The 14,850-nt window shown below is 39.6% G+C and carries 16 protein-coding genes; 3 read left to right on the forward strand and 13 right to left on the reverse strand.

Annotated elements, in window-relative coordinates:
* Positions 1-36: 36 nt before the first annotated feature.
* From ACFX40_RS21625 to ACFX40_RS21645, 5 genes are all read right to left on the reverse strand, one after another.
* On the reverse strand, positions 37-813 hold the full coding sequence (locus ACFX40_RS21625; RefSeq protein WP_098524691.1) for a fumarylacetoacetate hydrolase family protein: 777 nt from the start codon (positions 811-813) through the stop codon (positions 37-39).
* A 107-nt stretch (positions 814-920) separates the two neighbouring features.
* Positions 921-3,098 carry a malate synthase G gene (locus ACFX40_RS21630; RefSeq protein WP_098579437.1) on the reverse strand — a complete coding sequence of 726 codons (2,178 nt, stop codon included), beginning with the start codon at positions 3,096-3,098 and terminating at the stop codon, positions 921-923.
* Between the two features lie 171 nt (positions 3,099-3,269).
* Positions 3,270-4,721 (reverse strand): FAD-linked oxidase C-terminal domain-containing protein, encoded by a 1,452-nt coding sequence (locus ACFX40_RS21635; RefSeq protein WP_028409028.1) that lies wholly within the window; start codon positions 4,719-4,721, stop codon positions 3,270-3,272.
* The gene (locus tag ACFX40_RS21640; RefSeq protein WP_098334503.1) at positions 4,705-6,066 is read right to left on the reverse strand and encodes a (Fe-S)-binding protein; all 1,362 of its coding nucleotides are present in this window, start codon (positions 6,064-6,066) and stop codon (positions 4,705-4,707) included. The genes ACFX40_RS21635 and ACFX40_RS21640 overlap by 17 nt, the downstream gene beginning before the upstream one ends.
* Positions 6,067-7,392, reverse strand: a complete 1,326-nt coding sequence (locus ACFX40_RS21645; protein WP_098334451.1) for an FAD-binding oxidoreductase — start codon at positions 7,390-7,392, stop codon at positions 6,067-6,069.
* A 382-nt stretch (positions 7,393-7,774) separates the two neighbouring features.
* On the opposite strand from ACFX40_RS21645, the gene ACFX40_RS21650 reads away from it, so the two are divergent.
* On the forward strand, positions 7,775-9,475 hold the full coding sequence (locus ACFX40_RS21650; protein WP_377256285.1) for an L-lactate permease: 1,701 nt from the start codon (positions 7,775-7,777) through the stop codon (positions 9,473-9,475).
* A gap of 60 nt (positions 9,476-9,535) precedes the next feature.
* Here the strand turns inward: ACFX40_RS21650 and ACFX40_RS21655 are convergent, their stop codons facing one another.
* Together ACFX40_RS21655 and ACFX40_RS21660 are read right to left on the reverse strand one after the other, a co-directional pair.
* The gene (locus tag ACFX40_RS21655; protein WP_225049443.1) at positions 9,536-9,808 is read right to left on the reverse strand and encodes a hypothetical protein; all 273 of its coding nucleotides are present in this window, start codon (positions 9,806-9,808) and stop codon (positions 9,536-9,538) included.
* 133 nt (positions 9,809-9,941) lie between these two features.
* Positions 9,942-10,589 (reverse strand): VC0807 family protein, encoded by a 648-nt coding sequence (locus ACFX40_RS21660; protein WP_050690556.1) that lies wholly within the window; start codon positions 10,587-10,589, stop codon positions 9,942-9,944.
* A 252-nt stretch (positions 10,590-10,841) separates the two neighbouring features.
* Here ACFX40_RS21660 and ACFX40_RS21665 point away from each other — a divergent pair, with 252 nt between their 5' ends.
* Positions 10,842-10,988: a YuzK family famiily protein gene (locus ACFX40_RS21665; protein ID WP_014459567.1), complete on the forward strand. Its 147-nt coding sequence runs from the start codon at positions 10,842-10,844 to the stop codon at positions 10,986-10,988.
* A gap of 108 nt (positions 10,989-11,096) precedes the next feature.
* Entirely contained in the window at positions 11,097-11,900 is an 804-nt protein-coding gene (locus ACFX40_RS21670; protein ID WP_060746869.1) for a lipid II flippase Amj family protein, read from the forward strand.
* A gap of 27 nt (positions 11,901-11,927) precedes the next feature.
* Here ACFX40_RS21670 and ACFX40_RS21675 read toward each other — a convergent pair whose 3' ends face one another.
* The 6 genes from ACFX40_RS21675 to sigY are packed head-to-tail and all read right to left on the reverse strand — an operon-like array spanning position 11,928 to position 14,843.
* Positions 11,928-12,704, reverse strand: a complete 777-nt coding sequence (locus ACFX40_RS21675) for an ABC transporter permease (RefSeq protein WP_263034059.1) — start codon at positions 12,702-12,704, stop codon at positions 11,928-11,930.
* Positions 12,701-13,591, reverse strand: a complete 891-nt coding sequence (locus ACFX40_RS21680) for an ABC transporter ATP-binding protein (RefSeq protein WP_263034058.1) — start codon at positions 13,589-13,591, stop codon at positions 12,701-12,703. The genes ACFX40_RS21675 and ACFX40_RS21680 overlap by 4 nt, the downstream gene beginning before the upstream one ends.
* Positions 13,592-13,603: 12 nt before the next feature.
* Entirely contained in the window at positions 13,604-13,795 is a 192-nt protein-coding gene (locus tag ACFX40_RS21685; protein WP_013057569.1) for a PLD nuclease N-terminal domain-containing protein, read from the reverse strand.
* Positions 13,796-13,996, reverse strand: a complete 201-nt coding sequence (locus ACFX40_RS21690) for a hypothetical protein (protein ID WP_013057570.1) — start codon at positions 13,994-13,996, stop codon at positions 13,796-13,798.
* Positions 13,996-14,316 (reverse strand): YxlC family protein, encoded by a 321-nt coding sequence (locus ACFX40_RS21695; protein WP_028409037.1) that lies wholly within the window; start codon positions 14,314-14,316, stop codon positions 13,996-13,998. Before ACFX40_RS21695 ends, ACFX40_RS21690 begins: the two co-directional genes overlap by 1 nt.
* A complete protein-coding gene (gene sigY / locus ACFX40_RS21700; RefSeq protein ID WP_377256289.1) occupies positions 14,313-14,843 on the reverse strand; it encodes an RNA polymerase sigma factor SigY in 531 nt (176 codons plus the stop codon). The genes ACFX40_RS21695 and sigY overlap by 4 nt, the downstream gene beginning before the upstream one ends.
* Between the last annotated feature and the right edge of the window lie 7 nt (positions 14,844-14,850).

Genomic DNA, 14,850 nt, shown 5'->3' on the forward strand with positions numbered 1-14,850 from the left:
TGTGTCATTTTACTGCCGGGCATTTTTTTATCACTTTTATACGTTTACACGTTCTTTCTCTGCAACAAATGGATTTTGGAGAGTTCCAATTTCTCGGATGGTGCATTCAATAACATCGTTTGCGCTTACCAGCTCCGCGCCGACCGGACTTCCTGTTAAAACCACATCTCCCGGCTTAAGGGTCATAACAGTAGATAGGTAAGCAATCATTTGCTCAACGGAAATAATCATTAAATCTGTCGAGCTGTTTTGTTTTTCAACGCCATTTAAAAACGCTTTTACGTGAATTGACTTAACATCAAGCTCTGTTTCGATTACGGGTCCAAGAGGCGTAAATGAATCAAAGGATTTTCCAATGGTCCAGTGCCCGTCTTCATGAAAATAATCCGGAGCCGTTACATCGTTTCCAATTGTATACCCAAATATATAGTCCAGTACGTCTTCTTTTGCGATGTTCTTTGCTTCTTTTCCAATAACAACCGCAAGCTCAGATTCAAACTTAACGTGCTTAATAGCAGTTGGAATAACAATGTCTTCGTTTGGACCAATCACAGAAGATGTGGGCTTAAAAAAGAAGACAGGAATAGAAGGCATTTCCTTTGGAAGCTCCGACTTTGCAGCTGTATAATTTGCGCCTATTCCAATAATTTGATTCGGCTCTAAAGGAGCCAAAAGCTTTACTTCATTTACTGAAAAAGTCTGTCCTGTATAGTTCCATTTCTCAAATATATTTCCTTCAATAACGCTGATCGTATCTTTTTTTAGTACACCTGTATGACGGCTATCTTGTACAGCGAACCTTACAAATTTCATGACATAGCTCCTTTTCCCATTTGCTTTGTTTTAATAAGGATCGTAGGTAGTCAGGTTCTTAAGATGTAAGTACAGCCTGCCATCTCTATGCTGACAGGCCGTTTTTTTTACTGTTTTATAGCTGCTTTTGCCTTTGCTTCGATACGGCGGCGGTGTAAAATGGGCTCCGTATAGCCGTTTGGCTGATCATAGCCTTGAAATACTAAATCGCAGGCTGCCTGAAAAGCAATGGATGCGCTGTAGTTCGATGACATTGGCTGATACAGAGGATCATTTTCATTTTGTTGATCCACTACTTTTGCCATTCGCTTTAGCGTTTCCGTTACTTGTTCCTTTGTACAAATTCCATGATGAAGCCAGTTAGCCACGTGCTGACTGGAAATACGAAGCGTTGCCCGGTCTTCCATTAGCCCTACATTATTAATATCCGGTACTTTTGAGCACCCTACTCCTTGGTCGACCCACCTTACTACATAACCAAGTATTCCTTGAGCGTTGTTGTCGAGCTCCTGCTGAATTTCATCTTTGCTCCAATTTGGTTTTTCTGCCACAGGAATTTGCAAAATGTCATCTTGTAAATCAGTAGACTGAGTAAGCAATTCGTTTTGAACATCTCTTACATCAATTTGATGATAGTGAAGAGCATGAAGGGTTGCTGCGGTTGGTGAAGGCACCCATGCCGTATTCGCTCCTGCTTTTAAATGCCCCACTTTTTGTTTAAGCATTTCCGCCATCATATCCGGCATTGCCCACATTCCTTTTCCGATTTGAGCGCGGCCTTGGAATCCGCTTGCTAATCCTACATTTACATTAGACTGCTCGTAGCCTTGAAGCCATTTAGACGCTTTCATATCGTTTTTACGGATAACAGCGCCCGCTTCCATTGAGGTATGAATTTCGTCACCTGTTCGATCCAAGAATCCAGTATTAATAAAAGCCACTCGGTCTTTTACTTCTTTGATACACGCTTTTAAATTAAGCGTCGTGCGGCGCTCTTCGTCCATTACGCCAATTTTAATCGTATGACGCTCAAGCCCTAGCATATCTTCAATTGAATTAAATAATGTATTGGCAAAAGCCACTTCTTTGGAGCCGTGCATTTTCGGTTTAACGATATAGATAGAGCTCTTTTTAGAATTTTGATACGTACCGTTTTTAAGCAAGGTGTGTTTGGCAATTAAACTAGTAATCACGCTGTCTAAAATACCTTCATAGATTTCGTTGCCGTTTCGATCTAAAACAGCGCTGTTTGTCATTAAATGCCCAACGTTTCGAACAAACATAAGCGAACGGCCAGACAGTGAAATCTTTTTCTTGTCCGGAGAAATATAGGTACGGTCTGGATTTAAACGCCTTGTCATGTTTTGACTTCCTTTTTTAAAAGTAGACGTCAAATCACCTTTCATTAATCCCAGCCAGTTGCGGTAAACATCTACTTTATCTTCTGCGTCTACTGCCGCTACTGAATCTTCACAGTCCATAATCGTCGTAAGAGCCGCTTCCATTAAAATATCTTTTACACCCGCATCGTCTGTTTTACCAATCGAATCCGTACGATCAATTTGAACTTCAAAATGCAGGCCGTTGTTTTTGAATAAAAGAGCATCAGGGCTTTCTTCTTCTCCTTGATACCCTACAAATTTCTCTTCTTCCTGTAATTCGGTTAAACTGCCATCGTTTAATTGAGCGACAAGCTTTTCATTTTCAAGGCTGTACTGAACCACTTCCGCATGAGAAGACTGAACGAGCGGAACAACTTCATCAAGAAAATTCTTCGCAAACGCAATAACTTTTTCTCCTCGAATTGGATTATAAGAACTCGTGCGCGAAGCTCCATTTTCTTCACTGATTGCATCAGTGCCGTAAAGAGCATCATAGAGACTTCCCCAACGTGCGTTAGCAGCGTTAATAGCATATCGGGCATTATTTACTGGTACAACAAGCTGCGGTCCTGCCTGATAGGCAATTTCGCTGTCTACTCCTTCTGTACCAATAAGGAAATCTTCTGTCTTGTCTTCTAAATAGCCAATTCTCGTTAAAAACGATTTGTATTCGCTAAAGTCACCGTCAGGATTTTCTTGATGCCACGCATTAATTTGAGCTTGCAGCTGATCACGCTTTTCTAACAAACGTTTATTTACGGGTGTTAACTCGGTTACTAACGCTTCAAAATCAGACCAAAAATTTTCTGTACTTAGGCCGCTGCCCGGAAGAGCTTCCTCATTGATAAATTGGTAGAGAACTGGAGCTACTTTCAGATTTCCAACTTGTTTGTAGTTTGTCACCGTCTGTTTCCTCCTCTTACTCTTTTACATTTTTAAATTTGGACGCGCTTTCATTTCTTTTCGACAAAATGATTAAGACGAACATATGCGGCACTGTTTCTTATTACGAAACAGCGTTTTATTTTTGTTAAAAAAATCATATCATCGAGCGAATATATTTTCAAGAATTTTCTAAAAATATTCTGTTTTTTTCATTTCTTTTTTGACTTCAGCGCAGCGGCTCGGACTTGGAAACAGCTTTCCTGCATTTAATAGATTTTTAGGATTAAATACTTCACGTATATTCGTTTGTGCTTGAATTTCATCTTCATTGAAAACAAATCGCATTTCTTCTTTTTTTTCAATGCCCACGCCATGTTCGCCGGTAATCGTTCCTCCTACTTCTGCACATACTTGCAAACATGCGCTTCCGGCGTCTAGTGCTTTTTCCGTTTCCCCGGGCTTTCTAGCATCAAATAATACAAGCGGATGCAAGTTTCCGTCTCCGGCGTGAAAAATATTGGCAATGCGAAGGCCAGATTCTTCGCTAATTTTGTTAATTAGCTTCAGCACTTGAGGCAGTTTACTTCTTGGAATAACGCCGTCTTGCACGAGATAGTCAGGGGATATGGCTCCCATCGCTCCAAATCCTGTTTTACGATTTGCCCACCACCTCGCGCGCTCTTCTTCACTTTCAGCTACTTTCACTTCCCGTACGTTTTGTTTTTTACATACGTCTAAAATACGAAGGATTTGCTCTTCGATACCGGCTGAAATGCCGTCTACTTCAATTAATAAAAGAGCTTCAATATCTCTAGGGTGTCCGACTGGAAACGCAGCAGCTTCCACTCCTTCAATGGCGGTTTTATCCATCATTTCAAGCGCAGCAGGCACAATGCCGGCTGATATAATGTCTGATACCGCTTGGCTGCCGTCTTCTACGCGGTCGAAATACGCAAGAACCGTTTGTTTTGCTTCGGGGTTTTTCAAAATGCGTACTGTAATTTTTGTAACGATTCCTAACGTCCCTTCTGATCCTGTTAAAAGCCCTAATAAATCATATCCCGGTTCATCTGGAATACCTTGCTTGCCAAGCTCAATCACATCTCCATTTGGAAGCACCACCTCTAGCCCTAAAATATGGTTGGTGGTTACTCCATATTTAAGACAGTGTGCACCTCCTGCGTTTTCCGCTACATTGCCACCAATGGTGCAGCAATATTGACTCGAAGGATCTGGTGCATAGTAATATCCTTTTTCAGAGATTGAATTGGTTAATTTAAGATTAATAAATCCCGGCTCTACAACGGCACGCCTGTTTTCATAGTCGACGCTAAGAAGGCGCTTCATTTTCACTAAACTAATAATCACTTCGTTATTAAGAGGAATCGCTCCCCCGCTCAGTCCTGTGCCTGCTCCTCTTGCAAGAAAAGGCAAATCATGTTCATTGCAGTATTTAACAATGCTAGAAACTTCTTTCGTATTTTGAGGAAATAACACCGCTTTAGGCAAATGTCTATGAATGGTAAAGCCATCGCAGTCGTACGCAAGCAAATCTTCTTTATGATGCAAAATAGAATGAGCATCTACTAGTTGAGAAAGATTTTTTACGTGAAGATCTTTTATTCTATTTTTCTTCAACACGATGTGCTTCCTCCTCTTCTTTTTGATAGGCCCACTCCAAAAGCTGTACCGTGTGAACAATTTGCTGACTTCGTCCATATTTTTTCACTCCTACTGCCATCTGCAGCATACATCCCGGGTTTCCCATTGAAATCATTTCTACGTCATGAGGCACATGTTCCATTTTACTTTGAAGCACAGCCCCCGCCATATCAGGATTTGTTAAATTATAAATTCCTGCACTTCCACAGCATCGGTCCGCATTAGCCATATGAACCATTTCCACTCCCGGAATAGAAAGCAAAATATCTCTTGGTTCTTCTCTAACTCCTTGACCATGAGCTAAATGGCAAGCGTCGTGATACGTAATGCGCTTATGCAGCGTTGTCTGCGGAGGGCGATATCCCGTATCGTGAAGGTATTTTGAAATATCCTGGACTTTTTCAGCAAAGACTTCGGCTTTTTCAAGCCACTCTTGATCTTCTTCTCTAAATAGTTCGGGATACTCTTTTAACATGCAGCCGCATCCTGCAGCGTTTACAATAACAGTGTCCGCATGTTGAAACGCCTCTATATTTTTTTTGGCAAGCTGTCTTCCCATGTCTCGGTCTCCTGCATGAACGTGCAAAGCACCACAGCACGTTTGAGATGGAGGAATAACGACGTCGTTTCCATTTCTTCGTAATACATTAAGAGTCGCTTCATTAATATCACTGAACATGACGTCCATGATGCAGCCGGTTAAAAAAGCAACTTCTGCTTTTCTTTCGGCTTTTGCTTTTAGAACGCGTTTCTTTTTATATTTTTTTCGAACAGAACGGGTAATTTTAGGCATTACATGTTCCATTTCCGCTAGATGTGTCGGCATCATATTTAACATGCCTGTTGTGCGCATCATTTTTTGCATTCCGCTTTTTTGATACAGCTTCAATAAGCTTCCTGCGGCTTCTAAGCGATGAGAGTGAGGAAAAAGTTCTTTTAGAAAAAACTTGCTGATCATGCCTTTCCATCCCGTCAAAGGCATTGCCTGACGAATTTGGCCGCGAGCTTCTTCAATGAGTCCCCCAACGTCTACATTTGCAGGGCAAGCAGTTGTACAGGCCCGGCAATCCAAACAGGCAAACACAGGGTCTGTAAACTGCTCATTCACGCTTATTTTTCCTTCTGCTACCGATTTGATAAGGTGCACGCGTCCTCTTGGTGAATGCTGTTCTTGCCCCGTTATTTCATAAGTAGGACAAGACTCCAAGCACATTCCACAGTGTACACAATCCGCCCATTTTTTTTCGTCTGGCGCGTCTTTCCACAAATAATTGCTAACGCTTTGACATGGAGCATCTTTGATATCCGCTTTCGCTGAATTCACTTAGATTCCTCCTATAAATCGTTTATAGTTAAGCACGTTTTTAGCGTCCATCTTTGCTTTAATTCCTGCCAGTAACGGAAAATGAGAAGGTTCTTCTCCCCATACATTTACTTTTTGGCGCAGTATAAAAGGCAAATGGTTAACGACCACATATCCTCCGTACGTTTTAGCAGTTTCAGTAAATGAAGTAATAACGGAAAGAATGGCATCTTCTGAGCCTTTTATGTAGACTGAACAAAGACCATGGCCAACTCCTCCATGTGCTTTTATCAGCATTGGACGGGACGTTTTTAATGCAGTACTTTTGTTTATTACATCGAGTACATTCATATTTGGTACGCCAATTTTTAGCGCGGCTTCCGTTTCCTCTTCGGAAGAACAGCATGCACCATTTGGACTCATGTTACTAAAAAACCTCCAAAATACTTCGGATTCTTTTTCATGCAGCACTTTTAAAATCGTATCAGACGGCTGAATACTTTTGATGTAATTCTCTTGATAATGAACGGAACTTTCCACATCTTCAAAGCTGATTACAAGTGTAAACAGATGCTGCCCTATTACATCTTCAGCTAGAGAAGGATTTAATAACTCCAAAGCAACAGGCTCTATCATGGAATCTAAGACTTTGCTAACAAACGCATGAATTTCTTCGATATTGCCTGTTGAAAAAGAAATAAAAACAATGCTTTGATACTTGGGCAGCGGACGCAGCTTTAACGTTATTTCGGATATAACGCCGAGCGTTCCCATTGAACCAATAAACAGCTTATTCATATCATAGCCAGCCACGTTCTTGACGACTTTTCCCCCTGAACGAAGAATGGTTCCATCTGAATATACGACTCTCATACCGATTACTGCATCTCGAGCCGATCCATAAGATAAGCGCTTTGGACCACTTTCATTCGCTGCAATAACTCCGCCGATTGTAGCGTAGTCTCCTAGAGATGGATCAAGTGAAACTTGCTGATTGTGCGTTTTTAAATACGTTTGCAGCTCTCCAAACGGTGTACCAGCTTTTACAGTAACCGTCATATCACCTACTGTATGTTCAACAATTCCGCTGTATTCAGTCAGCGAAAGCAAAAGGTCTGCTGTATCTATAAGTCCCCCAAACCCTTTTTTTGTACCGTTCCCTTCAATGACGACTTTTTTTCCATGTTCCGTCGCATACTTTAAAACGGCTGCTATTTCTTGTTCTGAAGTTGGCTTAATATGCAGGGACCCGTTATTTCCAAGGAAGTGATTCATATGCTGTTCTTCAAGTGTGGAAGGATGAGATAAAATGGATTTTAAATGACCTGGAAGCTTCAACGTACTCAATAAATTGACTCCTCTCGTTTTGTAATAGCAAACAACGTTTCACTAATAACATAAAGAAGTGCCATATATAATACGACTAAAAGTAGTAGATTAATAAGAAGGATAATTAGTAGAATAGATGAAAAGATATATTTTAAGCGCTTACAATCATTAAATCACCTATTCTTGGGATTTTCAACCAGTATTTTCTTCTTATCACCAAAAAAATGTCCGTTCTTTTGAAAAAAAGTTTCTTTTAGTACTTGCCTATCCTAAAAGGATTAGAATATAATGTAAGCGAATTCATTTTTACATAAGTCATCAGATGACCTTATCATCGTAGTTTTAATGGTTTCGTTTTACTAAATTTATAGTTCACTAATTTGAAAATGAGGTGTTAGTTATGACATGGACACAGCAGTTCACTCCTGTAGGAAACAGCGTCATTTGGTCTTCATTAATCGCTTTGATTCCTATTCTTTACTTCTTTTGGGCTCTGGCTATTAAACGAATGAAAGGTTATATGGCTGGAGTTACAACTTTACTGGTCGCACTTGCCGTTGCAATATTTGCTTATAAAATGCCGGCTAGCATGGCTATTATGTCAGCCAGCCAAGGAGCCGTATACGGTATACTGCCGATTGGATGGATTATCATTACGTCCGTTTTTCTTTACAAACTAACCGTAAAAACCGGTCAGTTTGATATTATTCGTACCTCTGTCGTATCTATTACAGAAGATCGCAGACTTCAAGCTTTGTTGGTTGCTTTTTCGTTTGGGGCTTTTCTTGAAGGGGCTGCTGGTTTCGGCGCACCTGTTGCTATTTCAGCAGCTTTGCTGGTAGGTTTAGGATTTAATCCGCTGTATGCCGCTGGCTTATGTTTATTAGCAAATACAGCACCCGTTGCTTTTGGTGCAATCGGTATTCCTATCACGGCTATGGAAGGTCCTACTGGAGTAGCGGCAATGGAAATCTCTAAAATGGTAGGCCGCCAGCTTCCTTTTATTTCTGTATTTATTCCCCTGTATTTGGTTTTTGTAATGGCAGGATTTAAGAAAACAGTAGAAGTACTCCCTGCTATTTTAGTATCCGGCATCTCTTTTGCCCTTACCCAGTTTGTCAGCTCTAACTTTTTAGGACCGGAACTTCCCGATATTTTATCGGCACTCGTTTCACTTTTTGCGCTCGCTATTTTCTTAAAATTCTGGAAACCGAAAACAACGTTTCGCTTTCAATCTGAAAAAGCAGCACATGAAGTAGCTTCCGCTTCCGCTGAGCCAAGAGAAACTCAAGATCAACCGGCATTCACGGGGGCTCAAATTGCAAAGGCGTGGTCACCTTTTTTAATTTTAACGATCTTTATTTCTATATGGGGAATTCCCCAAATTAAAACCGCTTTGACAGGACATTATGAAGGAGTTAACGCTTTTTTGGGCGCTATCAATTCCATCGGACATTATTTAACGTTTATGCCAGAAGTACCTTGGTTAAATAATTTAATTTTAAATGGAAATGGAGAACCGATTGCGGCAGTGTATAAGTTAGAATTACTAGGCGCTGCTGGTACAGCTATCCTGTTGTCTGCTGTTGTCACAAAATTTATCGTCAACATCTCTTGGAAAGACTGGTTCATTACGTTTAACGAGACGTGCAAAGAATTAGCGTTGCCGCTGCTTACCATTATGTCCGTTGTGGCATTTGCTTACGTGACAAATGCGTCTGGAATGAGTACAACCTTAGGACTGCTGTTAGCTAAAACAGGCGCGTTATTTCCCTTTTTCTCTCCTGTACTCGGCTGGCTCGGTGTTTTTATTACAGGATCAGATACTTCAGCCAACTTATTGTTTGGTAACTTGCAAAAAATCACGGCTACGTCTATTGGAATGGATCCGCTTCTTGCGCTTGCAGCAAACTCTTCTGGTGGAGTAACCGGTAAAATGATTTCACCGCAGTCCATCGCCGTTGCCTGTGCTGCGGTTGGGTTGGCTGGAAAAGAGTCCGATTTGCTTCGTTTCACGGTGAAGCACAGCTTATTTTTACTGCTGATTGTCTGCGTATTAACATTTTTACAATCTAATGTATTATCGTGGATGATTCCTTAATCAAAAAAAAGCTTCCGTATCTAGAGGTACCCCTCTGAACGGAAGCTTTTTTTCTTTTAGTTAAGATTGATTAATGGCATATACAACAAATAAAACTATGTCTAGCAAAATCATTACAATACCGACAAGCAGCCAGATGTTTCCTTGAGTCTTTTTCTCACCTTCTTGCATTTCAAACGCCCTAATAGCAAATACAATTCCAAGGGTAAACACAAGAAAAAACAGCTGACGGTAATCGAAGAACGACAGTAAAGCAAAAATTAAAGTGAAAAACACCATAATCATTTCTAAAATCCGATAAGGCTGCTTTTGACATGCTAATAATAGTTTCATTTCTTGACCTACTTTCATCCCGGTTTTAATAGCGTTATTTTACTATTAATTTTAAATGAGATGTTAGTGTTTCGAGCACTGTTCACTGTTTTGTAACAAAAAAGCGTACGTTAGTTAAACGCACGCTTCTTTTTTATTCATTTACATTTGGATTCATTGGATTATCCATCCCTGTTTTATCTTGAATTTTTTTATAGATAAAATACGTGTAGACGGCAATTAAAATGGAGAATGCCCACGTAACGGCCTGACGGAATACAATCATGTTCCCGTACCCTTCTACTCCGTACTTTTGAATCAATACGTATTTTACAATTGCTAAAAATACATAGCGACCTGCGAACAGTACTGTAAGCCAGTTCATCATTTTGAATAAATCGGGCTGGTGGAAGAGTTTTAGAGAGTCTTCTCTCTTATAGCCCATTAAGTAAGCCGTATCTACAAAAAAGTACAAACCAATTGGCTTTTTTATCATAATGGTAAACAGAACAACTACAGCCAGTCCAATCATAAAATATACTTGATTGTTTAACATCGTTGCTGCGTTTCCTGAAATTAAATCAATAATGGTACGTGCCAGCAGCGTAATGACAATAAACAATCCTGTTACGTTAAACTGGCGATCTTTAATAAATGTATAAATGGTATACACAAACGCTGGTGCTGTTGAAAGCAAAATGGCATAGTAATCACCAATAATGTCTTTTCCTTGGTTCCATATTAGGTAAGGAATAGCGATATAAAAAAGTAAATCAAACCATACTCGTTTTGTATTGTTCATATATAACTCCTTTAAAAACGTTGTTCCTGCTATTATATGGGATACTACGCAAGAAAAAAAGGCTTTTACCTGGAATGTTATGAAATTTTAATCATTTGATGTTTAGATCCAGAGCGACAGGGAAAACGATTTCTAGAAAGACTTCAAGAATCATAAACATCCAAACACTTGAGCAGCGATATATGTGCCACAAGTGAAAAATGCTGAAAGGATTGATTCATTATCGCACTTCACCTAACGTACACGTCAGAAATGGAAAAGGCCATGCAGCTTTCTCACGGCGTGGGGTATGCTGAATATAGCCGTAAACTAGACAAACGTCTACAGGTGGAAAAAGAACGAGAAAAAGATTATCAGGCTAGCAAAGATATACTGCGCGATATTAACCAGCATCGATAATAAAAAGCCGCTTGCTACCAATAGTAGCAAGCGGCTTTTTATTTACAAATCAACCAAATTTATACATAATGAGGAAGTGCGTGTATCAAAGAAAGGAACTTGCTTATTATGATGGAAAAATTACTTATTATTTGTGTATTTGTAGGAATTATTCACATGATTGAAACACTAGCCTACTCTGTGAGACTTGCGGGCTTGAAAACTCGGAAGCTAGTCGTGGCTCTATCTCTTTTTAATATTATTGTCATTGTGTCAAGAACAGCTAATATGGTGCAAGCTCCGCTGACCGGCAAATTAGGAGATGCGGTTCAGTCTAAAGAAGATTTGCCCGTTCTGCTTCATCAGCTTCAAACTATCTTGCTCGCGGCTTCTATTGGGACAATCGCAGGTGCTCTGTTAATTCCTAGCTTTGTATCAATCTTCTCCCGAATGATTTCACACTTAGAAGTAGCGGGATCTGTACCCAAAATGATGAAAAACATTACTTCCATACATACGCTTGAGAAAGCAAAAAAACACGTGAAGCGTCCTAGGTGGATTATGCTGTCTCAGCTGCGAATAGGCGGAGTGCCCAAGCGGTTGCTTCTTTTAAATTTAATGGCTACGACCATTTATACAGTAGGTGTTCTTTCCACTCTTTATGCTTCTACGCTCGAGCCTACTCTTTCTAAATCAATTCTGATGTCTTCTGGTCTTATTAACGGACTAGCCATGATTACCCTTGCTGTGTTTGTAGATCCGCAAGTAGCCATTTTAACTGAAAAGGTAATGAAAGGTGAATCCACTAAGCAATCTATGAACAAAATGGTTGGTACACTCGTCATCTCTCGTTTGTGCGGGACCGTCTGTGCCCAGATTCTCTTAGTCCCCGCTGCTCTTTATATTGCATGGGTGTGCAAATTAATCCCTTAGAAAAAAGACTTCGTTAAAGAAGTCTTTTTATACATATTCCACTTTTTTGTATCTATGAACAGCAGCGATTAAAAGAAAAAAGCTGCTCATTAACGTAACAACTACGGTATAGGTGACACTTTGTTGCCAGTGCAATTGTTCAAGCAGGCGAGCGGCGTATTGTGACAGCGCTGCAGGACTCCACTTTAATTGATTCGTAAACAAAGTACTCAAAAATGAAAGTAACGCAATGATCAAAATGCTTACTCCAGCAATCCCTCCGCTTTGTAAAAGGAATGTTCCAGCTGCCACTAAAACGGACAAGATAAAAATCAGCCACAGGCTGTATAAAAGAAAGCTAACTATCATATGAGTCCAATCCACATGTGAAAATAAAAGATTTGTATAATACCATGCTGCTATATAGCTTATGAACGTTGAGCCAATGACGAGTACGATTTGCGCAGCCCATTTACTCATAATGTATTGAATGACGCTCACCGGTCTCATCATAACAAGTACAGCAGCATGATTTTGTCGTTCATTTGCAATCATATTCATGCTTGCTAGTACAATCAGTAAGGTTCCTATTGTGCTATATTGTGAAAGGACACCTTGCATTACTTCTTGACCGGTGGGCGTAGGAAGTTGAATAATTGCTCCTTTTGGTAAATTCCCTGCCATATTAATGATTTGTGGCATGTAATAATTCGTTAAAGGCTGTGTGATGCCTAGTAAAATTAGAGAGATTGGCAGCCAAATTCCTTTGCCATTCGCAAATAATTCATGCAGTTCCTTTTTAAATAAGACTCCAAATGTGTTCATTTGTTCATCACCTCTAGATACACATCTTCGAGAGAATGCTGTTTTCGTTCAAATAAAACAAGGTTTGCTTGCTGATCAACAAGCAGTTGAAGCAGCTGCTGCTGCTGAGATGTATCTTTTACACTTACAGTGGCTTTATAAGGAGAATGAAACAGCACCTGTTCACTTGGCAGACTGCTAAGTGATGCAGGGAGCCTTTCTTCTGTTTCAATCGTAAAAGCAGGAGACGTAAACTCTTGGCGCAGCGAACTCTTTGTTCCATTCCATTTCATACGTCCGTTTTTAATCATGATTATGTTATCGCATATTTGTTCTGCATCATGCAAAATGTGAGTTGAAAAAAGGATAGTCGTATCTTTTTTTAATGTTTTGATAATCATTAGGACATCTTTTCTGCCTTCAGGATCCAAAGCCGAAACCGGTTCATCTAGAATGAGCAGTTCAGGTTTATGTAACAAGGCTTGCGCCAATCCCAAACGTTGTTTCATTCCTCCAGAAAACCCAGCAATTTTCTGCTTTTCCTTTCCTTTTAAACCTACAGTTTCAAGTACTTCATCTATTCGTTGAGAAAGCACATTTTTTGAAATGTTAGATAAAAGGCCTAAAAAAGTTAAATACTGCTGAGGCGTCATCCAATTAAAAAACGTCGGATGCTGTGGCAGAAAGCCAATAAATGATCGTACGTCTTGGTGTTGTTTATCTTCAAAAGAAATTTTCCCTTTATTAGGTGCAGTAAGACCTGCAATCATATGCAAAGTAGTCGTCTTACCTGCACCATTAGGGCCTAACAACGCTGCACATTTTCCTTTGTCGAGATTAAATGAAAGGTTATTCACAACGGTTATATTACGATATGCTTTTGTCAGTCTTTCTACTTGCATAAACATCTTCGTTCCACCTCACTGTTTTTTACGTCCTAAAACAAAATATAAAACGGGGCCAACTGTACTTACACATAAAATGATGAGTCCCCACAACCATTTTGGTCCGTTTGTCTCTTCTTGCTTTATGCAGCTTATTAACGCTGGGATCATTAAAAGCAATTGTAAGAATAGAATTGGAGCAATTAACAACCAGTTAATGTCCTTCATTTACATCCCCCTTTTTCTTCGTGCTGGAAGCCAAATAATAAAAAACCAATAAAACAGCGTTGGCATTGGAATTTGAATCAGTCCCCATATTCCCCAAAACCATGGATGAGCGCCGCGTTTTTTTGCATTGATAAAAAGTAGAAAGCTTTGGAGAAGGAGAAATGGTGAAATAAACAGCACAAGAATCCATTTTTCATTCATTATAAAAACATCTCCTTTTTTCGTTTATAGTGAAAAACGATAAAAGAAATAGGAGCAACAATGATCCCAATTACTTCAATGGCGATAAATAAGGCAGGTATTTGTAAAATAGCAGTTGCCATTATCGTTAAAATAACAAGTGCTGTTAATGTAAATAAGCATAACTCTTTCCGGAAAGCTTTTTTCTGCTTTTGTTTTTGAATGAGAAGCTGTTCTTGAATTGCATGAAGAGAAATACGTTCATGACTTGCTAAACTCTCTAGCTGCTCCCAATCTTTTTTTAAAGAATGTAAGGACTGATTGTCATTTTCTTCTCTCATTCTTTCCACTCCTTTCTCAGTATGTTTACTCCTTTATTTACTCTTGATTTGACCGTTCCTGCTCGCATATTCAGCATATGGGCAATCTCATCGTATGTATATCCGTAATAATGTCGAAGCAAGACAGGAATTCGAAAGCGCGAATCGAGTTCATTAAAATCGTAAAACATCTCGCTCCATTCCACTCCTTTGTATTTAGCCTTCCACTGAAGCTGGTGCGATAAAGACTGCTTTATTCGCTGGAGACTGCTTTTTTCACGTTTTTGCTTACGCAAATAATCCATGTACAGTCTTGAAGCAATGGATATCATCCAAGTCGAAAACTTTGCTTCATTTTTGTATGAAGAAAGATTCACGTAACATTTCATCATTGCTTCCTGACACAATTCACTGCATAAGTCCTCATCTAATGTCAGCTTTAAAAGGTATTTATATAAAAATGAATGATAGCGCTGAAATAATAATGAAAAGGCATCATCATCACCTTGTAATGCTTTTTGGACAAGGATGAAATCATCTTGTTCCAAAGCGGTC

The organism is Priestia sp. YIM B13552 (assembly GCF_042787775.1).
In the GTDB taxonomy this organism is placed as follows: Bacteria; Bacillota; Bacilli; order Bacillales; family Bacillaceae_H; genus Priestia; species Priestia megaterium_E.